This is a genomic window from Herminiimonas sp. KBW02, assembly GCF_003852535.1.
Classification (GTDB): domain Bacteria; phylum Pseudomonadota; class Gammaproteobacteria; order Burkholderiales; family Burkholderiaceae_D; genus Oxalicibacterium.
In genome coordinates, this window is record NZ_QAJP01000005.1 from 251,631 (window position 1) to 276,101 (window position 24,471).

Here is a 24,471-nt window from a genome sequence, read left to right on the forward strand (position 1 = left end):
GCAACGCTGACATCCAGCCTGTGTCTTGCGACACAGCTTAAACGTTCTTAGTCGGCAAACATCGACATCACGGAATCACCGGTGCTGATGCGCTTGAAGGTTTCTGCCAGTAATTCAGCGCAGGACAGCACGCGAATTTTTGGGCAGGCACGAGCAGCTTCTGTCAGCGGGATGGTGTCGGTGACGACCAGTTCATCCAGCGGCGAGGTCGTGATGCGCTCAATCGCAGGGCCGGACAGAACCGGGTGCGTACAGTAAGCGATAACTTTCTTCGCGCCGCGTTCTTTCAATACTTCTGCTGCCTTGGTCAAGGTGCCTGCGGTGTCGACCATGTCATCCATGATCACGCAGTTGCGGCCTTCGACTTCGCCGATGATGTTCATCACTTCGGAAACGTTCGCTTTAGGGCGGCGTTTGTCGATGATGGCCAGATCGCAGTTCAGGCGTTTTGCCAGGGCGCGGGCGCGAACTACGCCGCCGACGTCCGGGGAAACAACCAGCAGGTCTTCATGATTCTTGGTAACCAGGTCACGCAACAGGATAGGCGATGCGTAAATGTTATCAACCGGGATGTCGAAGAAGCCCTGGATTTGATCAGCGTGCAGATCCATGATCAGTACGCGTTCAACACCAGCTTCCTGCAACATATTGGCGACGACCTTGGCCGAAATCGCAACACGCGCCGAGCGTGGGCGGCGATCCTGGCGTGCATAACCGTAGTACGGGATGGCGGCGGTGATACGGCCAGCCGATGCACGTTTCAGGGCGTCTACCATCAACATGATTTCCATCAGGTTGTCATTGGTCGGCGCGCAGGTCGATTGCAATACAAATACGTCTTTGCCGCGTACGTTCTCGTTGATTTCAACAACGATTTCGCCATCGGAAAATTTGGAAACAACAGCTTTGCCGAGCGGGAGGCCGAGTTGCTTGGCAACGCCCAAAGCCAGATCCGGATTCGCGTTACCGGTAAAAACCATTAGGTTTTCGAGTGCCATGGAAATCTCTGCTTGCAGTCGTTAGAAAGGTGGAAAGCCGCCAAAACTCGACAATGGTGTCTTGTGTTGGCGGCTTGCTTGTATGTCACTTGCTCTTGAATGTAATGGCAGGGGAAGAAGGATTCGAACCTTCGAATGCTGGAATCAAAATCCAGTGCCTTAACCAACTTGGCGATTCCCCTACGCAACCTTGTGTTTGCCGTTGCATCTTCGCTATCAAAGCGGCGGATGCTGCGTCAAACTAATCTGGTGTCACGACTGCTGCAAATAAGCGAGCGGATGATGCTTGATCGCTTTGGCTTTCCAGGCTTTCCAGTGTGTCGGTACTGTTGCCAGTACTGCATCAGCTTGCTGTTCTTGCTCAAACGGGCAAAACACACAAGCGCCGGATCCTGTCATTCTTGCATCTCCGTATTGTCTCAGCCATTTGATGGCTTCGGCAACAGGTGGAAACAATTTTTCAGCCACGACTTGCAGGTCGTTTTTACCGAAGCAATCCTGAGCTCCGGAAAAGTCCGATATTTTGACGGGTTTCGTATCCCGCGTCAACTCACTTGATGAAAATATCTGCTGAGTTGGTACAGAAACCCCGGGTTCGATGACAACAAACCAGCGATCCGGCGTTTCCAGCGCGACCAAAGCCTCGCCTATACCCTCGGCAAACGCGTTTTGGCCGAAGATAAAAAACGGGACGTCGGCTCCCAGTTGCAGGCCCAGAGCCATTAATTCTGCGCGTGTCAGGCCGACTTGCCACAGATGATTGAGTGCCAGCAGCGTGGTGGCTGCATCGGACGAGCCGCCGCCGAGTCCGCCACCCATGGGCAGGTTTTTTTCGACAGCGATATCTGCGCCAAAAGTTTTATTCAGATTTCTCTCTGCTGCGACCGTTTGCAATAATTTCGCTGCACGTACGACCAGATCGCTTTCTTCAGGCACGCCGGCGAGTTCGGTGCTGCGCCTGATTTGAGCATCATCTCGCGTCGCGAAGTGCAGTACATCGCCGCGATCTATTAATTGGAATGCGGTTTGCAGCAAATGGTAACCATCTGCGCGTCGTCCGGTGACGTGCAGGAACAGGTTCAGTTTTGCCGGCGCCGGGCAGTTGTTGAGTGTGAGCGTCATGGAGTGTTGCTTGCTATGGGTCAGGGAGTTTGCCAGCTATCGAGCACGATGCGTATCGCAACCTTGCCCGCCTGCTCGGTCTGGCGCTCCAGGTCTATGCGTTTGGGACGTTCTTGTGCTGGTGTTTGCTGATTGCTTTCCCAGGTCGGGTACTGGATATTCCAGCCGTCGCGGGTGGTGACTTTGTTGTTGTTTGCTGTTGCCATGAATTCCTTGTTGCTGCTGCCGTTGGCAAAGCCTTGCAGCCAGCTACGCAAGCCGGAAACCGGCAGCGGCCATCCCAGTGTTTGCTTCACCAGCAGGTCGACATCAGCAGCGCTGCGTGGTGCCTGTCCGGACTGGATCAGCGTTGCGTTATCAGGTGTCACTTCTATGGTCGCCAATATTTGTCCGAGCGGCGACAGGATGGCGATAGAACTGCGATCCTTGTTTTGTTTCCAGGTGAAACTGCCGTGTATCGCTTCATCCTTATCGTCTTTTTGATATTGCACCGACAAGCGACCTGCCAGCGTAATCGCTTCCTGATACTTGCGCGCGGCGCTGGCTTGCTCATTGGCAGTTTCAGTTTGCGGTGCAATGCTGGCGCAAGCGCCTAGCAAGGCGGTGGACAGGATGAGGATAGCGGTCAGTTTACGCGGCATAGGCAATGTTTTGTACGTGATCACCAGCCTCAGTGCAGGCTGGTGTGTGAACTACGAATGGGCGATGCAAACGCACCGATTGTAGACGAGCCGGGGATGGCAGGGCTTGCAAGTTATGGTTGCAAGCTACAGTTGATGGATTACACGGTTGGACAGCGCGGGCTGTCCAACCGTTCACATCATAATTGCGCGCGCAGACGTGCCAGCGTGCTTTTCAATAAATCACTCTGTGGATCTTTCTGGCTGGCATCGCGCCACAGTTTTTGCGCATCGGCTTTCTGCCCTTTGACCCAGAGTACTTCGCCGAGATGCACGCCGATCTCTACGTCAGGGCGTATCGCATAAGCGCGGCGCAGATATTGTTCTGCTTCCTGCAGGCGACCCAGGCGGAATTGTACCCAGCCCATGCTGTCCATAATGAATGGATCTTCCGGTGCGATCTTCAGCGCTTTTTCGATCAGTGCCAATGCTTCCTGCAAATGGATATTGCGATCAGCAAAGGAATAGCCGAGTGCGTTATAAGCGTGCTGATTGTCCGGCGCGAGGCGGATAATCTTGCGCAGCGCGGTTTCCATCACATCCATTTTGTTGGCTTTTTCAGCCAGCATCGCGTAGTCGTACAGCAGGCCGGTATCATCCGGGTAACGCTTCAAGCCATTGCTGAGTACCGTCATTGCTTCCGGTACGCGGTTGGCGTCGCGCAGCAATTGTGCATCGGCGACGATGACCTGGATTTGCTCACGCTGACCTTGTGGCTTCAGGTGGCTGAGCAGATTGCGTGCGCCATTCAGGTCGCCGCCGATTGCCATTAACTGCGCGCTTCTGATTTGTGCTGCCATGTAGGCTGGACCGGGTTCGACTTGAGCCAGCCATTTCAGTGCGGTCGGGTAATCCTTTCTGTCCTCCGCAATCTGCGACATGATCAGCAGGGCTTGTACCGGATCGCGGTTTTCGTCGGGATTGTCTTCCAGCGCCTGCAAGTAAGCGCCCAGATATTTTTCTGCAGCAGGAATGTCATTGGTCTGGGCCCCGAGTATGCCCATTGCATACAGGATGGTCAGATCTTTCGGGTCCTCCTTCAGCAGCCGTTCGAATTGTTCACGCGCCTGATCGTATTGTTTGTCATCAATCAGGATTTTTGCGTAAGCGACGCGCACTTCGCGGGATTTTGGGTTGGCTTTCAGGAAGTCGGCCAGGATTTGCAGCGCTTGCCCGCGCTCCCGTGTCGATTGCGCCACCATCAGCACGGCAAGTTCCAGATCCGGTTTGATTTTCAAGGCAATTTGCGCCTCGCTGTTGGCGCGCACGATGTCATTCTTGATGAAAGCACTTTGCGCCAGTGCAAGGTGCGTTTCGACCAGATCCTGATACGGAGTAGTCACTTCTTCCAGCAGTGCAAAAGCGGCAGCTTTATCCTTGGTATTGGCCAGCAGGCGTTGTATTTGCAGGATCAGCAAGCCGCGTCCTTGTGGCGTCGCCTGACGCAGGCGTTCGATAAAAATCGGGCGTGCTTCCTTCAGGTTGTCGCCAAGTACGATCAGGCCGAGATAAAACTGATTGGCTTCATCCGAACTTGGTGCGAGGTCATGCCACAGACGTACCGCGGACAAGGCTTCGCTGACCTGTTTCGCATTCAGCGCGATTTCTGCCGCCCGTCGCGCCAGACGCGGGTCGCGGGTTTCCTGTGCCGCAACCAGATTGGAAACATAAGCCAGCTGCCAGTCACCGCGCTGATAAGCCAGTTCGGCGCGCAATAATTTATACAGCAGCGGTGCCGTAAGTTGTACTGAGGGCAGGGATTCATCGGTTTTGCCGGGGGCTGCTTTTTTGCTGCTGGCAGGTTTGGCCGGAACCGGAGTCGGGCTTTCCTGAGTCGCAGCAGCGGAGGTATCGGACACCTGCGGTTGGGCCTGTATGTAGCCAGCAGCCGTTAACAGGGTAGACAGCGTTACAATGACGAGGGCATTTTTCAATTGAAGTCCATGCAAATCGAGCGAGGTTTTATTCTACGCTCAACCGCCCGGCAATGCGCTACCTTGGTAGCATCGTTTAAATCATCCCGGAAATCGCAGTTCCCATGCCTGAATTACCTGAAGTCGAAGTAACCCGTCGCGGTGTAGCGCCCCATCTGGAAGGGCAAGTCGTCACTGGCGTGACCTTGCGCCATACCGGTTTGCGCTGGCCTTTTCCTGCCGGCCTGGCGCAGACGCTGGTCGGGCATACCGTACGCAGTACCGGGCGGCGCGGCAAATATCTGCTGATCAATTTTGATCATGGCACGCTGATCATACATTTGGGTATGTCCGGACATTTGCGTATCCTGCCTTCGGATGTGCTGCCGAAGAAGCATGATCACTTTGACCTGCAAACCGGAAGTCAGTTATTGCGCCTGAGTGATCCACGCCGTTTTGGCGCGGTGCTGTGGCATGCTGCGGAAGACGGCTCGGTAGAAAACCATTTGTTGTTACGCACGCTGGGTGTAGAGCCGCTGGAAGCCGCATTCAGTGCGCAATGGTTGTATCAGCAAACACGCAAGCGCAGCTCGGCGATCAAGCAAGTGTTGCTGGCGGGCGACATTGTCGTTGGCGTCGGTAATATCTATGCGTCGGAGAGTTTGTTTCAGGCACGTATCAATCCGAAGACGCCAGCGCATCGCATCGGGCTGGCACGCTATGAGCGGCTGGCAGAGGCGATACGCCAAATACTGGCGGCGGCGATAGAGCAGGGCGGCAGCACCCTGAAAGACTTTATAGGTGTTAACGGTCAGTCCGGATACTTCCAGCAGAATTACTTTACCTATGCGCGCGCAGGTGAACCTTGCCGTATTTGCAAGACGCCGATACGCCAGATCATACAGGGTCAGCGTTCGACCTTTTACTGTCCAAATTGTCAAAAGTAGGCAGCGGTGCTAGTGTCGCTCTGGGATGCAGGGTTTAAACCGAACAAAAGAGGCTTACGTGAGTAATCTGGTGCAAAAGTTTCAGGAGTACAGCAGCTGGCGCAATGACGTCAAACTTGCGCTGGAGCGTTATCGCGAGTGCCTGAGCGCCGGCGATCTGGCCGATGCCGCCAGCGATCAGCGCTTCCTGCAAACACTGGCGCGCCTGAATGAAGATAAATTATCGATCGCCTTCGTCGCTGAGTTTTCGCGTGGCAAATCGGAATTGATCAATGCGATCTTCTTTGCAGATTATGGTCAGCGTATTTTGCCGACGTCGGCTGGTCGTACTACCATGTGTCCGACCGAATTGATGTATGACGAAACTTTCCCGCCGTCGATACGTCTGCTGCCGATAGAAACACGCGCAGAAGCGCAATCAACCAGCGATTTCAAATCACAGAGTCAGGTATGGACCGTGTTGCCGCTGGATACTTCATCCGCAGACGGCATGCTGGAAGCCTTCAAGCAAGTCAGTCTGACCAAGCGTGTGCCGATGGAAGAAGCTGCGCGGTACGGGCTTTATGATGAAACCGATCTCGATATGGTCCTCGCAGTGGATGAGGACGGCATGGTTGAGGTGTCGCAATGGCGGCATGCCATCGTCAACTTCCCGCATCCTTTATTGCAGCAAGGTTTGGTGATCATCGATACGCCGGGTCTGAATGCAATCGGCACTGAGCCTGAGCTGACGCTGAACCTGATCCCGAATGCGCATGCGGTGCTATTCATCCTGGCAGCCGATACTGGCGTGACCAAGAGCGATATCGATATCTGGCGCAACCACATAGGTGGTACCGGTGCGGGACGCATGGTCGTGCTGAATAAAATAGACAGCATGTGGGATGAATTGCGTAGCCCCGCCGAAGTTGAACAGCAAATCCGCAAGCAGCACGCAAGCGTGGCGCAAACGCTGGACTTGCCGGAGCGACAGGTATTCCCGGTATCGGCGCAAAAAGGTCTGGTCGGCAAAATCAATCGCGATGCACCGCTGTTGGCGAAAAGTCGTTTGCCTGCATTGGAAAGTGCATTGTCCAGCGAATTATTACCGGCCAAGCAAGACATCATCCGTACCCAGTTGATGGCAGAAGTGAATGAACTCACTTCCGCCAAACAGGCCTTGCTGTCATCGCGCGTACGCAATGTCGTCGAACAATTGATAGAACTCAAAAGTCTGCGCGGCAAGAATCAAACGATTCTGCAGCACATGATGAAGCGCATCGATATGGAAAAGACAGAGTTCGATGGCAGCCTGTTCAAGCTGCAGGCAACGCGCTCGGTCTTCGCCCGCCTGTCGACAGAAGTGTTTACTCATCTTGGCATGGGCGTCCTGAAGGACAACATCAACAAGACGCGTGATGCGATGGAGCGCAGCAAGTTTTCTTCCGGCCTGCGCCAGGCGGTAAAGGAATTCTTCGCTGAAGCGCTGGACAATCTCGAGCTGTCCTCGACCAAGACCGATGAGATCGGTGAAATGATGTCCGTTATGTACCGCAAATTTTCTACCGAACATGGCCTGGCATTGTCGACGCCTATGCCATTCTCGCTGGATAAGTACACCAAGGAAATCGTGATGATAGAACAGCTGTACCACAAGCAATTTGGTGCAGCGACCATCCTGACTACGCCGCAGGTCGTGTTGATGCAGAAGTTCTTTGATTCGATTGCTTCACGTGTCAAGCAAAGTTTCCTGCAAGCCAATCGCGATGTCGAAGCCTGGCTGAAAGTGGTGATGGCGCCGCTCGAAGCACAGATAGGTGAACACAAGGTACAACTCAAGCGTCGCAAGAAGTCGATAGAAAAAATCCATTTGGCGACGGACAGCCTGGAAGAAAAAGTGCTCGCTTTTGAACAAATGCAATTTGAGCTGGATACCCAGCGCGCCTTGTTGACGCGCCTGGAAAATGAATTGAAGACTGCGATCATGGCGCAGCTGGATTCCTATAAAGCGGCGGCCTGAATTTAGATGAAACGTGTAGTCAGTGACACCCGTAGCAAGGCAGCTCCTTCCGCTAAATCCTCCAAGGCTGATGCTCCGGCATTAGCCGACCCATCCTTCTCCGCTGATGTGATCGCCTGGCAAAAGCAGCATGGACGCCATGCCTTGCCGTGGCAAAACACGCGTGATGCATATCGCGTCTGGCTTTCGGAAATCATGTTGCAGCAGACTCAGGTTGCTGCAGTGATTCCGTACTACCTGCGCTTCCTCGACACTTTCCCGACCGTCGCGTCATTGGCGGCGGCTCCATCGGAAGAAGTGATGGCGCACTGGAGCGGACTTGGCTATTACTCGCGCGCACGGAACCTGCATAAATGCGCGCAGACGATAGTCGCCCGGTACGACGGTGTATTCCCGAGTGATCCGGATTTATTGGAGCAATTGCCCGGCATCGGTCGTTCTACCGCCGCTGCCATCTCTGCGTTTTCGTACGGCACCCGCGCCGCCATCCTCGACGGCAACGTCAAACGTGTTTTTGCACGCGTGTTCGGAGTAGAGCGCTATCCCGGCGAAAAGGTGGTCGAAAATGAGCTGTGGTTGCGTGCGGTTGCCTTGCTGCCTGAGAGCGGTGTGGAAGCCTATACACAAGGTTTGATGGATCTGGGGGCGACGTTGTGCACCCGCAATCGTCCTTCCTGCCAGCGTTGTCCGCTGGCGCATCGCTGTGTTGCTTATGCGACCGGCCGTACCAATGAGCTGCCGGTACGCAAGCCGAAAAAAGCAGTGCCGGAAAAACAAACGACCATGCTGCTCATCGTTGATAAGGACGAAGTGTTGCTGGAACAGCGTCCTGACAAAGGTATCTGGGGTGGTTTGTTATCGTTGCCGGAGATCACAGTTGCCGCCGATGACGCCGGATTCGAGACTGCGCTGGCGCAGGCGGTGGCACGCTTTGGCGTCGCCGCAGAGCAGGAAGAGTTGCCGATGTTTACGCATGTATTCACGCATTTCAAACTGCATATCACGCCGTATCACATCGCTTTGAAACAGCGCCTGCAGCGTGCCGGGGAAGATGCGTACGGCTGGTATCCAATCGCAAGGATGGCTGATGCGCCTTTGCCTGCGCCCGTCAAAAAATTATTGCTGGCGGTATTTCGTGCACCGGATTTGCTGACGCACTAGCTCCGGTCGTTTCAGATAATTTCGTGCTGCTGCAGGTATTGCTGGATGATGGTCAGGCGGGTTTGTGCATCATCGACTTCCAGCAATTTTTGCCTGGCTTTCAATGGTATGGGCAGGATTTCACACCAGCGGTTGGCCACCCAGCCGGCATCGTCCAGATGCAGGGTTTCAGTAAACGGACTTTCAAATTCAGCGCCTATTTCGGCACGTCCTTTGGTATTGATGTCGTGTATCACCAGCCCGAGCGTGTTGGCGCAACCTTCATGTTCCTTCGTCAGATTGCTGGGCCCGCCGTGTCCCAGGATTTGTACGCGTGCTTCCAGATGCTGATCCTTGTGCACACGTGTTTCCAGAATGCGGAAACGTGTACCGCCTTCCGTGCGTAGCAAGAGCACGCCGAGTTGCGGTGCATCCCAGTCGACAATATGTGCCATGCAACCGACATCTTCCGGTTCTGCGGCGACGCCGATTTCCTGTCCCGATTTGATCAGGACCACACCGAACGGCAATTCGCGCTTCATGCAATCGCGCACCATGTCGATATAGCGCGTTTCAAAAACCTTAAGGGGAAGTATGCCGCCCGGGAATAGCACGGTATTGAGGGGGAAGAGCGGAAGCCAGTATTCGTTTGCAGGCATGGGTAATGGGTGTTCGGTGTAGAGGCTGAGACCGCTTGGACAGAAATATGTTTAGTCGAGTTCGCGATGTCTGAGGATGACGTGTTCGTGCGCGCGGAAATGGGCTGCCAATTGCTCGACCATGTACACCGAGCGATGCTGGCCGCCGGTACAGCCGATGGCGACGGTCAGATAGCTGCGATTGTCTTTTTTGAAGGCAGGCAGCCATTTTTCGACGAAGCTGCGGATATCTGCCAGCAAGGCAGTGGCATCCGGCTGCGCTTGCAAGAACGCCTGTACCGGCGCATCTCGTCCTGTCAGCGGGCGTAATTGCGTGTCGTAGTGGGGATTCGGCAGCATACGCACATCAAATACCAGGTCGGCATCCAGCGGTACGCCGAATTTGAAAGCGAAAGATTCAAACAATACGGTCAGCGGTGAGTGGTCACTTTCGATCAGCGCCTTGATCCAGCCGCGCAATTTATTCGCGCTCATGCCGGAGGTATCGATGACGTGGCTGATTTCTTCGACGCCGGACAGCATTTCGCGTTCTTCGCGTATGCATTCAGTCAGCGTGCGGCGATCTTCGGCTGCGGTGCTGCTGAAGCCGCGGTGCGACAGCGGGTGGCTGCGGCGGGTTTCGGAAAAACGCGCAATCAGTGAATCGGTCTTCGCGGTGAGGAACAGGACTTTGACTTCATGCCCCTGGTTTTGCAGCCATGATATATCTGCCGGCAAACCCATCAGGGAGCTGGCGCTGCGTGCATCCATCGCGACGGCGAGTTTGTCCGCGTGTTCTTCCTGGCGTGTAGCAACCAGCGCCCGCAACAGGGTAGGCGGGAGGTTATCGACACAGAAATAACCAGCGTCTTCGAGGGAGGTCAGTCCGACTGATTTGCCGGATCCGGAGATTCCGGTGATGAGAATAATGCGCATAGGATGATGATACCCCAAGCACAAGACTAAGGTGCCGTTGCGAAAATTTCGCTTGGGCCGGACCTAGTATTTACTCGTCGCTTTCCATCGCTTTTTGCTGGCGCACCATGAAATCTTTCAGGGTGTCTATGCCGCGCAATTGCAGGATGGTATTGCGTACCGCCGCTTCCAGCAGTACCGCCAGATTTCGGCCGGCTTCGACCGGGATCACGACTTTGCGTATCGAGAGGCCGAGAATTTCTTCGCTTTGCGACGGCAGCGGCAGGCGTTCATAGCTTTCTTCCAGCGTACTGCGACGAACCAGATGCACGATCAGCTTCAGACGCATCTTCCGGCGCACTGCGGTTTCACCGAATATGGTGCGGATATCGAGCAGGCCGAGACCGCGTACTTCCAGCAGATTTTGCAGTAGCGGCGGGCAGCGGCCTTCTATCATGTGCGGTGCGATGCGTGCGAATTCGACTGCGTCATCGGCCACCAGGCCATGATTGCGTGAAATCAGTTCCAGGCCCAGTTCGCTTTTGCCCAGACCAGACTCACCGGTGATCAGCACACCTACACCCAGCACGTCCATGAATACGCCGTGCATGGTGATGCGTTGCGCCAGTTTCTTCGATAGATAGACACGCAGGAAATCGATGACCTGTGCTGCCGGCAGCGGAGTCGAGAACAAAGGGATGTTCTTTTCATCGCAGATCGCCATGATGTCGGCAGGTGTTTCCAGGCCTTGCGCGATGATGAAAGCAGGCGGTTCGCCAGCCACCAGTTCGGCGGTGTGATGCGCCCGTCCACCTTGCGACAGGCGTTGGTAGTACTCCACTTCCTGATGACCAAAAACCTGGATACGACCGGGGTGGATCAGGTTCAAGTGACCGACCTGGTCTGCAGCCGAAGTCGCATCGCCGGAAATCAGGCGCTCGCCACCGGGGAACCCGGCGAACCATCCGAGTTGCAGTGATTCACGGTTGTCGTCGTAGATTTGCTGAACGGAGAGCGGTGTCGATAGTGGCATGTTGTGGATGCTGACAGGACAGGATGCGCGCCGTGGAAAAGGCGCGGCGGATTAGTTGGTGCTTTGCAGACTAGGCTGCCAGGTAATCAGGCGCGCATGGACTGCCGCCGGATCTTCTGTGCTGGCCAGCAAATTACGGAACGCTTCATCGGAAAACATTTCTGCCAGTTCGGACAGGATTTCCAGATGCTGTTGCGTCACGTGATCCGGGATCAACAGGAAAATCAAGAGATTCACCGGTTGTCCGTCAGGCGACTCAAACGGGATCGGCTGCGCCAGGCGCACGAAAGCAGCCAATGGTGCTTTCAGGCCCTTGATACGACCGTGAGGCACGGCAACGCCATGACCGAGACCGGTCGAACCGAGTCGTTCGCGCGCGAACAGATTGTCGGAGACGACGGAACGGGCAATGCCACAGTTGTTTTCGAAAATTAAACCTACCTGTTCGAACGTACGTTTTTTGCTGGAGACATCCAGATCAAGTACTACGTTGGCAGGGGGGAGAATCTGACTTAAATGGTTCATGGTGCGACGCACAAAAAAAGGACTCTGCGAGGAATTATAGGCCTATTCGATGGCGATAGGGCCTGAATCGGGAAAGCTGGGCCGGTGCCGACCCGTCTGTTGCAGATAAGACGCACCTTTTAATGCGACTTGCCATAGCTATTGCTGTTTTCTGATAGATCGATTAGACCACAAGCGAACCGATTCGTTAAGCCCGGGATGAAGCTTATAAGCAAGCTTCATCCATGGAACTTACATCGTGCTTACTGCCTTGCGTTACGAGCGTTTGACGGCGGTTTGCCAGTGCTGAAGTTGCTGCGCCACGGGTTGATGTCGAGGCCGCCGCGACGCGTGTAGCGTGCATAAACAGCAAGTTTTTGTGGTTTGCACTGACGCAATATGTCCATAAAGATACGTTCTACGCATTGCTCATGGAATTCGTTGTGTTCACGGAAACCTATCAGGTAATGCAGCAAGCTGGCCTGATTAATCTGCGGTCCTACATAATGGATCTGTACGCTGCCCCAGTCCGGCTGGCCGGTTACCAGGCAATTCGATTTCAGCAAATTGGAGAGCAGGGTTTCTTCTACCGGCGCTTCATCGTGCGCAGCCTGCAGCAAGGATGGATCAGGCGTGTAGTCGTTGACTTCGATGTCCAGTCTATCCAGCAACATGCCGTCGAGCTCGCCGATACTGATCTTGGCAAAGTCTTCCGGTAGCGTCAGCGAAATTTGCACAGGTGCGCCAAAACCTGCGGACAAATCTGCGCGCAGCAATTCCAGCAAGGCATCGGTACCGCCCAGCTTGGTTTGGTTGAACGAATTCAGATAAAGCTTGAACGATTTCGATTCGATGATGTTGGGTGAGTCAGCCGGCGCCATGATACGTGCGATCGCGACTTGCGGCTTGCCGCGCATATTCAGCCACGACAATTCATAGGCATTCCAGATATCGACGCCGAAGAAGGGCAGGTCGCCGGTAAGGCCCAGTTCATCACGCTTGCCCTGGCGCGGAATCGGAAACAGCAGGGATGGATCGTACTGGGTCTGGTAAACCGAAGGCTTGCCCAGTGGCGATGCGTCCGGCGTAGATGACGTGGTCATGGCAATAGCTTTTACAAAAACAATTTATAGACAGGGTTGACGCTCTCATCCCAATGGCGATAGCCCAGGCCTGCGAGTGAAGTACGGAAGGCTTTCATTTCTTTCTTCGGTACTTGCAAGCCGACCAGGATGCGGCCTACATCACCGCCCTGATTGCGGTAATGGAACAGGCTGATATTCCAGTTCGGCGCCACGCTGTCGAGGAAGCGCATGAGTGCACCCGGACGCTCCGGGAATTCAAAGCGATACAGGATTTCATCTTGCGTGAGCTCACTCTTGCCGCCGACCAGGTGACGGATATGGCCTTTGGCCAGTTCGTCATGCGTCAGGTCCAGTGTTTTGAAGCCGTGCTTCTCAAACAGCTTGGTGATTTTTCCGGCTTCATCGCGGTCTGCGATTTGCATGCCGACGAAGATGTGCGCCAGTTTGTCATCGCTGATGCGGTAGTTGAATTCGGTCACGTTGCGCGGGCCTATCAATTCGCAGAAGCGCTTGAAGCTGCCACGCTCTTCAGGGATGGTGACGGCGAATACGCCTTCGCGCGCAGTACCGACGTCAGCCATTTCAGCGACGAAGCGCAGGCGGTCGAAATTCATGTTGGCACCGCTGGCAACCGTGACCAGGGTTTCATTCTTCAACGGTTTCTTGCTGGCGCGGGCCCGTTCTATATAGGCCTTGGCACCGGCTACGGCGAGCGCGCCGGACGGTTCGAGGATGCTGCGCGTATCCTGGAATACATCCTTGATCGCGGTGCATACTTCATTGGTATCGACCACGATGACTTCATCCACATACTGTTTCGCCAGGCGGAAGGTTTCTTCGCCGACCAGTTTGACCGCGGTGCCGTCGGCGAACAGGCCGACATCCGGCAGCGTGATGCGGCGTCCGGCTTGCAGGCTGCGTGCCATCGCATCGGAATCCGAGGTTTGTACGCCGATGACTTTAATTTCAGGACGTACTGCCTTGACGTAAGCCGCGACACCGGCGATCAGGCCACCGCCGCCGATAGGGACGAAAATTGCATGGATAGGCCCGGCGTGTTGACGCAGGATTTCCATACCGATCGTGCCTTGCCCGGCGATCACGTCCGGGTCGTCGAATGGGTGGACGAAGGTCAGCTTGAGTTTTTTCTCCAGTGTCAGTGCATGCTGGTAAGCGTCGGAATACGAATCGCCGAACAGCACGACTTCACCACCGCGCGCCTTGACTGCTTCAACCTTGACCGACGGGGTAGTGGTCGGCATCACAATCACGGCACGGCAACCGAGTTTGGTGGCTGACAGCGCTACACCCTGGGCATGATTGCCGGCCGAAGCGCAAATCACGCCGCGCTTCATTTGTGCTGGCGGCAGGTGCGCCATCTTGTTGTATGCGCCGCGCAGCTTGAAGCTGAACACGCTTTGAATATCTTCACGTTTGAAGTAAATCTGATTGCCCACACGCTGCGACAGCGTTGGTGCCAGCTCGAGCGGGGATTCCACGGCGACATCGTAGACGCGCGCGGTTAAAACTTTCTTCAAATAGTCGGTAGTCATAGGATTCAATATCATGGGCGCGCGTGAAAACAGGGTTTGTTTTCGTGCGGCGCAGCACATCATTATAATGGACGACGTTTAAGAACTCATTTCACAAATATCAGCGAAATGCGTTCTAGCTGTATCAGCATGCTGATACAGCTTTCCTCCACTCAATATGAATGAGCCTGCGATTTGAATTTATTACCCTTGAATTTGCCGATACGCGTGACGCATGGTTGAAACCGCCGTCCAGTGGGTGTTGACGACGCTGGCTGCGCCTGAAGTCGGCCTGCTTTCAGTCTTTCTCATCAGTTTTGTTTCCGCGACGCTGTTGCCGCTGGGCTCGGAGCCGGCCGTGTTTGCGGTCGTCAAGGCGAATATAGCCCTGTTCTGGCCAGCTTTACTGGTCGCTACCGCCGGGAATACCCTGGGCGGGGTGGTCAATTATTGGATGGGACGAGGTGCGAAGCAGGTCTTCGCCAAGGAAAGGGAAACACGCTGGTTTGGCTGGCTGCAGCGTTTTGGTGCCAAAACCATGTTGCTGGCCTGGCTGCCGGGCATAGGCGACCCGCTGTGCTTGCTGGCCGGATGGCTCAAATTACCGTTCTGGCCATGCGTTTTTTACATGGCGATAGGTAAATTCCTGCGTTACCTGACCATGACCTGGCTGTTGCTCTATATACCTGATGGTTTTTGGCATTATTTGGCGAATGTGTTTTAAAACGCCGGATTTTGCGTTTTTTACCTCTGCCTATCCGGATCAGCCCATCATTTTTCCTTTTTCTGCCATGCACGTCTGTCGGGCGTGTTGCAGCGCAATCAGCTAAAATGCGTATTTAGCGTTAATTCAATTGACCCACTGATGAACGCCCCAGTACAAATTCAGAACCTTCTGGCGGATGGCCCTGGCGGTGCCGTGCCTACCCGCTTGCGTGAAATTCCCTATAACTACACTTCATTCTCCGACCGCGAAATCGTGATTCGGCTGTTGGGTGAGGATGCCTGGCTGCTGCTCGACCAGTTGCGCGGGGCACGCCAGACCGGTCGTTCCGCACGGATGCTGTATGAAGTGTTGGGCGACATCTGGGTCGTGCAACGCAATCCTTATCTGCAGGACGACCTGCTGGACAATCCCAAGCGTCGCCAGGCATTGATCGATGCCTTGCATCACCGCCTGGTTGAAGTCGAGAAGCGCCGCAGCACGGATCTGGCTACCTCGACCGATGAAAACGCAGCGCGTCGCAGTGCTGCGGTGGAAGCATTGCTGAAATCGGCGCGCAAGGCAGTCACTGCCTTTGGCGAGGAATTCCGTCGCACCTACGATTTACGCAAACGCGCGAACCGGGTGCTGGGTCGCTACACCGAAAAAGACAATATCAAGTTCGATGGCTTGTCGCGTGTCTCGCACGTGACTGACGCGACCGACTGGCGCGTTGAATACCCGTTTGTGGTGTTGACGCCTGACAGCGAAGATGAAATGGCCGGCCTGGTCAAAGCCTGTATCGAACTCGGCCTGACTATCATCCCGCGCGGCGGCGGTACCGGCTATACCGGTGGCGCAGTGCCGCTGACGCCGATGTCGGCTGTCATCAATACCGAAAAACTGGAAGCGCTGGGCGCGGTTGAAATGACCATGTTGCCAGGCGTTGACCGTGAATACGCTACCATCTATTCGGGTGCTGGCGTCGTGACCAAACGGGTTTCCGATGCCGCAGAAAAAGCCGGCTTCGTCTTTGCTGTCGATCCGACTTCGGCCGAAGCTTCGTGCATAGGCGGCAATATCGCGATGAACGCAGGCGGCAAGAAAGCCGTGTTGTGGGGTACTGCGCTCGACAACCTCGCCAGCTGGCGCATGGTAGACCCGAACGGCGACTGGCTGGAAGTTACGCGCCTGGAGCACAACCTCGGCAAAATCCATGATGCGCCGGTCGCCAAGTTCAAGCTGGAATGGACGCATCCGGCCGAGAAGGGCCGCGTCAATCAGCCTTTCAAGACCGAGACGCTGGAAATTGCCGGCCGCACCTTCCGCAAAGAAGGCCTGGGCAAAGACGTTACCGATAAATTCCTGTCCGGTTTGCCGGGCGTGCAAAAAGAAGGGTGCGACGGCTTGATTACGTCGGCGCGCTGGATCCTGCACAAGATGCCCAAGCATACGCGTACCGTGTGTCTGGAATTCTTCGGTCATTCGCGCGATGCGATCCCATCCATTGTCGAGATCAAGGATTTCCTTGATGCTGAAACCAAAAAAGGCGGCGCTATTCTGGCTGGTCTTGAGCATCTGGATGAACGCTATCTGCGCGCAGTCGGTTATGCGACCAAATCCAAACGCGGCATCTTGCCGAAGATGGCTTTGTTTGGCGACATCGTCGGCGACGATGAAAACGCCGTGGCGCAAGCTGCATCCGAAGTCGTACGCCTGGCGAATACTCGCGTCGGCGAAGGCTTTGTTGCGGTCAGCCCGGAAGCACGTAAGAAATTCTGGCTCGATCGTGCGCGTACCGCTGCGATTTCCAAACATACCAACGCCTTCAAAATCAATGAAGACGTCGTGATCCCGCTGGATCGCATGGGTGAATATTCGGACGGTATAGAACGCATTAACGTTGAGCTATCGATAGGCAACAAGCTGCAATTGCTGGAAGAGCTGCACACCTTCTTCACCAAAGGCAATCTGCCACTGGGCAAGAGCGATGATGCAGAAGGCGATGACATTCCTGCTGCCGAATTGCTGGAAGATCGCGTGCATCAGGCGGAGGCGCTGATCGCTGCTGCCACCGCACGCTGGACTTATATGCTGGATAACCTTGACCAGCCTTTGCGTAATGCGAAGGATGAGTTGAGTGCGCTGGGTCTGGAAAAACTCTTGCCTGTATTTGAAGATCGTTTGCAGGTGCAACCGGACGCGACCGTATTCGATGTGATCCAGGATCGCACCATCCGTGTGTCGTGGAAGACGGAAATCCGTGCGCAGCTGCGCCAGATTTTCAGCGGCGCATCGTTTCGCCTGATTCTGGATGAAGCAACGGCTATCCACAAACGTGTATTGCGTGGTCGCGTCTTCGTGGCGCTGCATATGCACGCCGGTGACGGTAACGTCCACACCAACATCCCGGTCAATTCCGATCACTACCAGATGCTGCAGGATGCGCACGCAGCCGTGGCGCGCATCATGGCGCTGGCACGTTCGCTGAATGGCGTGATTTCCGGTGAGCATGGTATCGGCATTACCAAACTCGAATTCCTGACTGAAGCAGAGCTGGCCGATTTCCGTTCGTACAAACGACGCATAGATCCGGAAGGTCACTTCAACAAAGGCAAGCTGATGGACATGTCTGAGCTGAGCGCAGATTTGCGCAATGCTTACACACCATCTTTCGGCCTGATGGGTCATGAATCGCTGATCATGCAACAAAGCGATATCGGTGCGATTGCCAATAGCGTCAAGGATTGCCTGCGCTGCGGTAAATGCAAACCGGTATGTGCGACGCATGTGCCGCGTGCCAATTTGCTGTATTCGCCGCGTAATAAGATTCTTGCGACTTCATTGCTGGTGGAAGCCTTCCTGTATGAAGAGCAGACCCGTCGCGGCATCTCGATCAAGCATTGGGAAGAGTTCGAAGACGTCGCCGATCACTGCACGGTTTGCCATAAATGTCTGACGCCTTGCCCGGTCGATATCGACTTCGGCGATGTATCGATGAATATGCGCAACCTGCTGCGCAAGATGAACAAGAAGTCCTTTAATCCGGGCACTGCGGCATCCATGTTCTTCCTGAATGCTACTGATCCGGCGACCATCAATGCGACGCGTCAGGTCATGATAGCTTGGGGCTACAAGGCGCAGCGTTTTGGTCATGATGTTCTGAAAAAGCTGGCGAAGAAACAGACTTCCGCACCGCGTGCGACGGTCGGCAAGCCACCTATCAAGGAACAGGTCATCCACTTTATCAATAAGAAGATGCCTGGCAATCTGCCGAAGAAAACCGCGCGCGCCTTGCTGGATATCGAAGACGATAAAGTCGTGCCTATCATTCGTGATCCGAAGACCACGACGATGGATACTGAAGCCGTGTTTTATTTCCCGGGTTGCGGTTCCGAGCGTTTGTTCTCGCAGGTAGGTCTGGCGACACAGGCGATGTTGTGGAACGTAGGCGTGCAAACTGTCTTGCCACCGGGTTACCTGTGCTGCGGTTATCCGCAACGCGGCTCCGGCAATTACGACAAGGCGGAAAAAATCATCACTGATAATCGCGTGCTGTTCCATCGCATGGCGAATACGCTGAATTATCTGGATATCAAAACCGTCATCGTTTCTTGCGGTACCTGCTACGATCAGTTGCAAGGCTATGAATTCGAGAAGATTTTCCCGGGTTGCCGCATCGTCGATATCCATGAATATCTGATGGAAAAAGGCGTGAAGCTGGAAGGCGTGAATGGCGTGCGCTACATGTACCACGACCCTTGCCACAGCCCGATGAAATTGCAGGATCCGCTGAAAACGGTAAATGCCTTGATCACGACTGTTGACGATCAGAAGATAGAAAAAAATGAACGTTGCTGTGGCGAGTCCGGCACTTTGGCGGTGACGCGTCCTGATATCTCGACCCAGGTGCGCTTCCGCAAGGAAGAGGAAATGACCAAAGGCGCGGATAAATTGCGCGGCGATGGTTTCACCGGTGACATCAAGATCCTGACTTCGTGCCCGTCCTGCCTGCAAGGTTTGTCGCGTTACAACGAAGACTCGGACACCACTGCCGATTACATCGTGGTCGAAATGGCCAAGCACTTGCTCGGACCTAACTGGTTGCCTGAGTACGTCGATCGCGCCAATAACGGCGGTATCGAACGCGTGCTGGTGTAACGATGGCGGCTTGTGAGTTATGTGAAGAAGGTGGCGGGGAAGTATTGTTCCGCAATGAACAATTGCGCATCGTGCTGGTTGACGATGCGCAGTACCCCGGCTTTTGTCGCGTGATCTGGAACGCACATGTGGCAGAAATGACGGATCTGCAGCCGGAACAACGTTCGGTGTTGATGCGGACCGTCTGCCAGGTTGAAACTGCCTTGCGTGAAGTCATGCAGCCGGAAAAAATCAATCTGGCCAGCCTTGGCAACATGGTGCCGCATCTGCACTGGCACCTGATTCCACGCTTTAGCGATGATGCGCATTTCCCGAGTCCCGTCTGGGCCGCAGTACAACGCCAGACTGCGGACGATATACTGGCGCAGCGTCGCGCCTTGCTGCCTGCATTGCGTACGGCTATCGTGCGCAACGCAAACTGCAGCGCCTGAGTAACTACAGCACAGAACAATCAATCGGCGGTATGCTTGCCGCCTGCACTCACCCTGAACGAGAGACGATCATGGCTGGTTCCAAACAAACACCTCCTGCGCCGCAACCCACCGGATTGACGGTGCGCAAACAATCGCGCGTACTGGAAATCGAATTCGATGATGGCGCGACTTTTTCGCTGCCATTTGAACTGATGCGCGTCTGGTCGCCGTCGGCCGAAGTACGTGGCCATGGCCCGGGGCAGGAAACCCTGCAGACCGGCCAGCGCAATGTAGAAATCACCGGCGTCGAACCGGTTGGCAACTACGCGATCAAACCATCATTCTCCGACGGTCACGATACCGGCATCTTTTCGTGGGAGTATTTGTACCATCTAGGTACCGATAAAGATGCCTTGTGGGAAGATTATCTGCGTCGCCTCGAAGCGGCCGGGTTTACGCGTGAAAGCGGACGTGATGCGGCCATGAGCAAAGCTGTGGTCGGCGGTTCCGGTTGCGGAAGTCATTGATTTGACAGGGTTTGCGAATAAATTCCGGTCTGAATTTATTGTGCGATCAGCAAGTAAAAAATAATTTTTAACGTTTTCTTCACATCTCAATAACGCTTGTATAATGTAATTGGCTAGCTATGACAAATTCCACACATTTCGGTTATCAGACCGTCGCTGAAGAAGAGAAAGTCCACAAGGTTGCGGAAGTGTTTCACTCCGTTGCCGCCAAGTACGACGTGATGAACGATTTCATGTCGGCGGGTCTGCATCGTATATGGAAGACATTTACGATTGCGCAGGCTGGTGTGCGCCCCGGTTTCAAAGTGCTTGATATTGCCGGTGGCACGGGTGACCTGGCCAAGGCGTTTGCGCGCCAGGCAGGCAGTACCGGTGAAGTCTGGCTTACAGATATTAATGAGTCGATGTTGCGTGTCGGGCGCGATCGACTGTTGAATAAAGGCTTGATTACCCCAACATCCTTGTGTGATGCGGAGAAATTGCCTTTCCCCGATAACTATTTTGATCGCGTCAGTGTCGCTTTTGGTTTGCGCAATATGACGCACAAGGATGTGGCGCTGGCAGAAATGCGGCGTGTATTGAAGCCCGGCGGCAAGTTGCTGGTGCTGGAGTTCTCGAAAGTATGGGAGCCATTACAAAAACCGTATGACGTTTATTCGTTTTCAGTGTTGCCGTGGTTGGGCAAGCGTATTGCAAATGATGCCGAGAGTTACCGGTATCTGGCTGAATCGATCCGCATGCATCCGGATCAGGAAACGCTGAAAAAAATGATGCAGGATGCTGGACTCGAAAGAGTCGAGTATTTTAATTTGACAGCCGGCGTGGCGGCATTGCACACCGGGATTAAACTCTAGGAGACGAGCATTATGAAGAAATTACTTTTGGCAATCGCAGTGATGGTCAGTTCGATGACCTTCATCGCTGTAGAAGCGGAAGCCAAGCGTATGGGCGGCGGCGGTTCTTTCGGTAAGCAATCGCAAAGCTTCCAGCGTCCGGCTCCGGCTCAATCTTCGTCGGCAAGCAATGCTTCCAAACCTGCAGCAGCACCAGCTGCGGCTGGCGCGGGCGCAGCTGCAGCAGCTAAACCTAGCATGATGAAAAGCATCCTCGGCGGCGCATTGCTCGGCCTGGGTCTGGGTGCATTGTTGTCGCACCTGGGTATCGGCGGCGCATTCGCAAGCATGATCAGCACCATCCTGATGGTCGCCCTGTTCGCCTTCGCAGCGATGTTCATCTACCGCATGATCAAAGGCAAAAACGCTGGCAACGGTGCACAACCTTCGTTCGCGAACGGTTACTCGGCAAAAAACAGCACACCTGATATCGGTTCGGGCCTGAATCAAAACCAGCCTTCGGCACTGCAATCGGCAGCGCCTATGGCGTCCGGTGCTGCTTATGGCGCGGCTAATGATCTGCCAGCTGATTTCGATGTGGAATCGTTTATCCGCAATGCAAAAACCTACTTCATCCGTCTGCAAGCTGCATGGGATAAAGCTGATATCAACGATATCCGTGAATTCACCACGCCTGAAATGTTTGCAGAACTGAAATTGCAATTGCAGGAACGTGGTGCGACCGCGAACGTGACTGACGTTGTGACCCTGGATGCAGAGTTCTACGGTGTAGAGACAGTTGGCAACGATTACGTCGCCAGCATCAAGTTCAGCGGTCTGATCCGTGAAGCTGATTACGCTCCGACCGAGCCATTCACCGAAGCATGGAACCTGTCCAAGCCAGTTACTGGCAATGGCGGTTGGGTACTGGCTGGTATTCAGCAATTGCCGCAATAAGTACAGTAATAAATACCGCAGCAAAAGCGGGGAATTGCGCTATCCGGCAGTCAGTCAGTTTCGACTTGCCATGTAGATAGTTAGCGACGCCACGCAGCAAACTGCTAAACTTGAAGCCGCCCGTGAATGGTTCACTGGCGGCTTTGTTTTTTTGACGATGACATCTCTTTCCCCTGCCCACATTTTCCCTGCCGCGATTAACCACCTGCTTGCGCAGGAAGCGTGGGCCCGTGCCAAACTAATGCCGCATGCCGGCAAGGTGGCGGTGCTGGACGGTGGTGTGCTGGCAGTGCGCCTGAAGGTCAGTGCTGATGGCATGGTAGAGACGGCAGGTGCGGATGACCTGCCGACCGTGACGATACGCATGCAACCATCTGACTTGCCGCTGATCATGCAGAATCGCGAACGTGCGTTTTCCTATGTGAAGATAGAAGGCGATGCCGATTTCGCCAACACCATTTCGCAACTGAGCCAGTCCCTGCGCTGGGAAGCGGAAGATGATTTGAGCAAGGTGGTGGGTGATATTGCCGCCACGCGTATCGTCGCTGGTGCCCATAAAGCCGTAAACACGGCCAAATCGCTTCATCAGTCCGTCACCGAAAACATCGCCGAATACTTTCTGGAAGAAAATCCCCTATTAATCCGTCCGCAGGCAGTCACAGGCTTTACAGCAGAAGTGACCAAATTGCGTGACGATGTGGCACGACTCGCGAAGCGGATCGAAAAGCTGAAGGGCAGTAAGCAATGATATTGAAATTTCTTCGCGTCTTGAAAATCATCCGTGTCGCCTTGCGTTACGGACTCGATGAAATAGCCATCTCCGGCCTGGCGATTCCACGTACCGCCAAATTCATCAATCAAGTCATGTTCTGGCGCGACCTGTCGGCGCCGCGTGCGATCCGTTTGCGTCGTGCACTGGAAGATCTCGGCCCTATCTTCGTTAAATTCGGTCAGGTGCTATCGACCCGCCGCGACCTGATGCCTATCGATATCGCCGATGAGCTGGCGCGCCTGCAGGATCGCGTGCCGCCGTTCTCATCCGAGCTGGCGATTGCGCAGATCATTAAATCACTGGGCGCGCATCCGGATGTCCTGTTTGCCGATTTCGATCCGGTACCGGTCGCGTCTGCGTCGATCGCGCAAGTGCATTTCGGACGACTGAAAAGCGGCAAGGATGTTGCCATCAAAGTCCTGCGTCCCGGCATCAAGAAGTCCATCGATGAAGACGTCGCGCTGATGCATATACTGGCTGGCCTGGTAGAGCGTATGTGGGCAGACGGCAAACGTCTAAAGCCGAAAGAAGTCGTGGCCGAATTCGATAAATACCTGCACGACGAACTCGACCTCATGCGCGAAGCAGCCAATGGCAGTCAGTTGCGTCGTAACTTCGCTGACTCCAAGTTGCTGGTCGTGCCGGAAATGTTTTGGGATTACTGCTCGACTTCGGTGATCGTGATGGAGCGCATGGTCGGTATCCCGATCTCGCAAACCGACAGACTGATAGCCGCCGGTGTCGACCTGAAAAAACTTTCACGTGATGGCGTTGAAATCTTCTTCACTCAAGTTTTCCGCGATGGTTTCTTTCACGCCGATATGCATCCGGGGAATATTCAGGTCTCGGTAGAGCCTGCAACTTTCGGTAGCTATATCGCACTGGACTTTGGCATTGTCGGTACGCTGAATGACTTCGACAAGGATTACCTGTCGCAGAACTTCCTTGCCTTCTTCCGTCGTGATTACAAGCGTGTGGCGGAAGCGCATATTGAATCGGGCTGGGCACCGAAAGATACACGTGTAGACGAACTGGAATCGGCAGTGCGCGCATGTTGCGAACCTATTTTTGACCGCCCGCTGAGCGAAATTTCATTTGGTCAGGTTTTGTTGCGTCTGTTCCAGACTTCACGTCGTTTCAATGTCGAAGTGCAGCCGCAACTGGTGCTGCTGCAAAAAACCTTGCTCAACGTTGAAGGACTGGGCCGTCAGCTCGATCCGGAACTGGATTTGTGGAAAACCGCCAAGCCGTATCTGGAAAACTGGATGAACGAGCAGGTCGGCTGGCGTGGTTTGTGGGAAAACCTGAAAGCCGAAGCCCCGCGTTACAGCAAGCTGCTGCCGCAATTGCCGCGGCTGGCACACCAGGCTTTGACCCAGGCTTCGCAGCCGCAGCATGACAATACAGAACTGATCAGACGCTTGCTGGAAGAACAGAAACGAACCAATCTTTTATTGGGCGTTGCGGTTTACTTCGGTGGCGGCCTGGTTGCCGGCGGGATTCTGACCCTGGTGTTCTTTACTTTTGTGGGGTGATCGACATTTCAGACCTCTCTTGCGCATAGTCGATCAATAGCAATTGCTTGGAGTTGTATAGTAA

Annotated in this window: 21 protein-coding genes and 1 tRNA gene; 11 read left to right on the forward strand and 11 right to left on the reverse strand. The window is 54.5% G+C overall.

Translation table 11 applies throughout. From position 1 onward, the window contains the following. Window positions 1-47 precede the first annotated feature (47 nt). From DBR37_RS10620 to DBR37_RS10640, 5 genes are all read right to left on the reverse strand, one after another. Window positions 48-998, reverse strand: a complete 951-nt coding sequence (locus DBR37_RS10620; protein ID WP_124574445.1) for a ribose-phosphate pyrophosphokinase — start codon at window positions 996-998, stop codon at window positions 48-50. A gap of 105 nt (window positions 999-1,103) precedes the next feature. Continuing rightward, window positions 1,104-1,180: transfer RNA gene (locus DBR37_RS10625), tRNA-Gln, on the reverse strand. 70 nt (window positions 1,181-1,250) lie between these two features. Then, window positions 1,251-2,120, reverse strand: a complete 870-nt coding sequence (gene ispE, locus DBR37_RS10630; protein ID WP_124574446.1) for a 4-(cytidine 5'-diphospho)-2-C-methyl-D-erythritol kinase — start codon at window positions 2,118-2,120, stop codon at window positions 1,251-1,253. 20 nt (window positions 2,121-2,140) lie between these two features. Then, the gene (lolB, locus tag DBR37_RS10635) at window positions 2,141-2,761 is read right to left on the reverse strand and encodes a lipoprotein insertase outer membrane protein LolB (RefSeq protein WP_124574447.1); all 621 of its coding nucleotides are present in this window, start codon (window positions 2,759-2,761) and stop codon (window positions 2,141-2,143) included. Window positions 2,762-2,940: 179 nt separating this feature from the next. After that, window positions 2,941-4,734, reverse strand: coding sequence for a tetratricopeptide repeat protein (locus DBR37_RS10640; RefSeq protein ID WP_124574448.1), 1,794 nt, complete (start codon window positions 4,732-4,734; stop codon window positions 2,941-2,943). 104 nt (window positions 4,735-4,838) lie between these two features. On the opposite strand from DBR37_RS10640, the gene mutM reads away from it, so the two are divergent. From mutM to mutY, 3 genes are read left to right on the forward strand one after another with little or no spacing between them, the layout of a single operon-like run. Then, the gene (gene mutM, locus DBR37_RS10645) at window positions 4,839-5,660 is read left to right on the forward strand and encodes a bifunctional DNA-formamidopyrimidine glycosylase/DNA-(apurinic or apyrimidinic site) lyase (protein ID WP_124574449.1); all 822 of its coding nucleotides are present in this window, start codon (window positions 4,839-4,841) and stop codon (window positions 5,658-5,660) included. Between the two features lie 58 nt (window positions 5,661-5,718). After that, window positions 5,719-7,659, forward strand: a complete 1,941-nt coding sequence (locus DBR37_RS10650) for a dynamin family protein (protein ID WP_199739098.1) — start codon at window positions 5,719-5,721, stop codon at window positions 7,657-7,659. A gap of 6 nt (window positions 7,660-7,665) precedes the next feature. Further along, a complete protein-coding gene (mutY, locus tag DBR37_RS10655; RefSeq protein WP_124574450.1) occupies window positions 7,666-8,820 on the forward strand; it encodes an A/G-specific adenine glycosylase in 1,155 nt (384 codons plus the stop codon). 11 nt (window positions 8,821-8,831) lie between these two features. Here mutY and DBR37_RS10660 read toward each other — a convergent pair whose 3' ends face one another. From DBR37_RS10660 to ilvA, 6 genes are all read right to left on the reverse strand, one after another. Further along, window positions 8,832-9,458: an LON peptidase substrate-binding domain-containing protein gene (locus DBR37_RS10660; RefSeq protein ID WP_124574451.1), complete on the reverse strand. Its 627-nt coding sequence runs from the start codon at window positions 9,456-9,458 to the stop codon at window positions 8,832-8,834. Window positions 9,459-9,509: 51 nt separating this feature from the next. Continuing rightward, window positions 9,510-10,373 (reverse strand): RNase adapter RapZ, encoded by an 864-nt coding sequence (gene rapZ, locus DBR37_RS10665; RefSeq protein WP_124574452.1) that lies wholly within the window; start codon window positions 10,371-10,373, stop codon window positions 9,510-9,512. Window positions 10,374-10,443: 70 nt separating this feature from the next. Further along, window positions 10,444-11,385 (reverse strand): HPr(Ser) kinase/phosphatase, encoded by a 942-nt coding sequence (gene hprK / locus DBR37_RS10670; protein WP_124574453.1) that lies wholly within the window; start codon window positions 11,383-11,385, stop codon window positions 10,444-10,446. Between the two features lie 51 nt (window positions 11,386-11,436). After that, the gene (locus DBR37_RS10675; RefSeq protein ID WP_012080961.1) at window positions 11,437-11,910 is read right to left on the reverse strand and encodes a PTS sugar transporter subunit IIA; all 474 of its coding nucleotides are present in this window, start codon (window positions 11,908-11,910) and stop codon (window positions 11,437-11,439) included. Between the two features lie 242 nt (window positions 11,911-12,152). Beyond that, entirely contained in the window at window positions 12,153-12,992 is an 840-nt protein-coding gene (gene queF, locus DBR37_RS10680; protein ID WP_124574454.1) for an NADPH-dependent 7-cyano-7-deazaguanine reductase QueF, read from the reverse strand. 11 nt (window positions 12,993-13,003) lie between these two features. After that, window positions 13,004-14,527 (reverse strand): threonine ammonia-lyase, biosynthetic, encoded by a 1,524-nt coding sequence (gene ilvA, locus DBR37_RS10685; protein WP_124574649.1) that lies wholly within the window; start codon window positions 14,525-14,527, stop codon window positions 13,004-13,006. A gap of 214 nt (window positions 14,528-14,741) precedes the next feature. Between ilvA and DBR37_RS10690 the strand changes: the two genes are divergently transcribed. The 8 genes from DBR37_RS10690 (at window position 14,742) to ubiB (ending at window position 24,407) form a co-directional block, all read left to right on the forward strand. Beyond that, window positions 14,742-15,230, forward strand: coding sequence for a YqaA family protein (locus DBR37_RS10690; protein WP_124574455.1), 489 nt, complete (start codon window positions 14,742-14,744; stop codon window positions 15,228-15,230). 141 nt (window positions 15,231-15,371) lie between these two features. Then, window positions 15,372-19,370, forward strand: a complete 3,999-nt coding sequence (locus DBR37_RS10695; RefSeq protein WP_124574456.1) for an FAD/FMN-binding oxidoreductase — start codon at window positions 15,372-15,374, stop codon at window positions 19,368-19,370. A 2-nt stretch (window positions 19,371-19,372) separates the two neighbouring features. Next, window positions 19,373-19,801 (forward strand): HIT family protein, encoded by a 429-nt coding sequence (locus tag DBR37_RS10700; RefSeq protein ID WP_124574457.1) that lies wholly within the window; start codon window positions 19,373-19,375, stop codon window positions 19,799-19,801. A gap of 71 nt (window positions 19,802-19,872) precedes the next feature. Then, window positions 19,873-20,310, forward strand: coding sequence for a gamma-butyrobetaine hydroxylase-like domain-containing protein (locus tag DBR37_RS10705; protein WP_124574458.1), 438 nt, complete (start codon window positions 19,873-19,875; stop codon window positions 20,308-20,310). 119 nt (window positions 20,311-20,429) lie between these two features. Next, window positions 20,430-21,164 (forward strand): bifunctional demethylmenaquinone methyltransferase/2-methoxy-6-polyprenyl-1,4-benzoquinol methylase UbiE, encoded by a 735-nt coding sequence (ubiE, locus tag DBR37_RS10710; protein ID WP_124574459.1) that lies wholly within the window; start codon window positions 20,430-20,432, stop codon window positions 21,162-21,164. 12 nt (window positions 21,165-21,176) lie between these two features. Beyond that, complete coding sequence (locus DBR37_RS10715; protein ID WP_124574460.1) at window positions 21,177-22,100, forward strand: Tim44 domain-containing protein; 924 nt, start codon at window positions 21,177-21,179, stop codon at window positions 22,098-22,100. Window positions 22,101-22,257: 157 nt separating this feature from the next. After that, on the forward strand, window positions 22,258-22,848 hold the full coding sequence (locus DBR37_RS10720) for an SCP2 domain-containing protein (protein WP_124574461.1): 591 nt from the start codon (window positions 22,258-22,260) through the stop codon (window positions 22,846-22,848). Beyond that, window positions 22,845-24,407 (forward strand): ubiquinone biosynthesis regulatory protein kinase UbiB, encoded by a 1,563-nt coding sequence (gene ubiB / locus DBR37_RS10725; RefSeq protein ID WP_124574462.1) that lies wholly within the window; start codon window positions 22,845-22,847, stop codon window positions 24,405-24,407. The genes DBR37_RS10720 and ubiB overlap by 4 nt, the downstream gene beginning before the upstream one ends. The last annotated feature ends 64 nt before the right edge of the window (window positions 24,408-24,471 follow it).

What these genes read in the sequence shown, in the direction of transcription:
- lolB (WP_124574447.1), bottom strand. Translation starts at nt 2,761, where the DNA reads ATGCCGCGTAAACTGACCGCTATCCTCATCCTGTCCACCGCCTTGCTA.
- DBR37_RS10660 (WP_124574451.1), bottom strand. Translation starts at nt 9,458, where the DNA reads ATGCCTGCAAACGAATACTGGCTTCCGCTCTTCCCCCTCAATACCGTG.
- rapZ (WP_124574452.1), bottom strand. Translation starts at nt 10,373, where the DNA reads ATGCGCATTATTCTCATCACCGGAATCTCCGGATCCGGCAAATCAGTC.
- DBR37_RS10700 (WP_124574457.1), top strand. Translation starts at nt 19,373, where the DNA reads ATGGCGGCTTGTGAGTTATGTGAAGAAGGTGGCGGGGAAGTATTGTTC.
- mutY (WP_124574450.1), top strand. Translation starts at nt 7,666, where the DNA reads ATGAAACGTGTAGTCAGTGACACCCGTAGCAAGGCAGCTCCTTCCGCT.
- DBR37_RS10675 (WP_012080961.1), bottom strand. Translation starts at nt 11,910, where the DNA reads ATGAACCATTTAAGTCAGATTCTCCCCCCTGCCAACGTAGTACTTGAT.
- ubiE (WP_124574459.1), top strand. Translation starts at nt 20,430, where the DNA reads ATGACAAATTCCACACATTTCGGTTATCAGACCGTCGCTGAAGAAGAG.
- ilvA (WP_124574649.1), bottom strand. Translation starts at nt 14,527, where the DNA reads ATGACTACCGACTATTTGAAGAAAGTTTTAACCGCGCGCGTCTACGAT.
- ubiB (WP_124574462.1), top strand. Translation starts at nt 22,845, where the DNA reads ATGATATTGAAATTTCTTCGCGTCTTGAAAATCATCCGTGTCGCCTTG.
- hprK (WP_124574453.1), bottom strand. Translation starts at nt 11,385, where the DNA reads ATGCCACTATCGACACCGCTCTCCGTTCAGCAAATCTACGACGACAAC.
- DBR37_RS10620 (WP_124574445.1), bottom strand. Translation starts at nt 998, where the DNA reads ATGGCACTCGAAAACCTAATGGTTTTTACCGGTAACGCGAATCCGGAT.
- DBR37_RS10690 (WP_124574455.1), top strand. Translation starts at nt 14,742, where the DNA reads ATGGTTGAAACCGCCGTCCAGTGGGTGTTGACGACGCTGGCTGCGCCT.
- queF (WP_124574454.1), bottom strand. Translation starts at nt 12,992, where the DNA reads ATGACCACGTCATCTACGCCGGACGCATCGCCACTGGGCAAGCCTTCG.
- DBR37_RS10695 (WP_124574456.1), top strand. Translation starts at nt 15,372, where the DNA reads ATGAACGCCCCAGTACAAATTCAGAACCTTCTGGCGGATGGCCCTGGC.
- mutM (WP_124574449.1), top strand. Translation starts at nt 4,839, where the DNA reads ATGCCTGAATTACCTGAAGTCGAAGTAACCCGTCGCGGTGTAGCGCCC.
- ispE (WP_124574446.1), bottom strand. Translation starts at nt 2,120, where the DNA reads ATGACGCTCACACTCAACAACTGCCCGGCGCCGGCAAAACTGAACCTG.
- DBR37_RS10720 (WP_124574461.1), top strand. Translation starts at nt 22,258, where the DNA reads ATGACATCTCTTTCCCCTGCCCACATTTTCCCTGCCGCGATTAACCAC.
- DBR37_RS10715 (WP_124574460.1), top strand. Translation starts at nt 21,177, where the DNA reads ATGAAGAAATTACTTTTGGCAATCGCAGTGATGGTCAGTTCGATGACC.
- DBR37_RS10705 (WP_124574458.1), top strand. Translation starts at nt 19,873, where the DNA reads ATGGCTGGTTCCAAACAAACACCTCCTGCGCCGCAACCCACCGGATTG.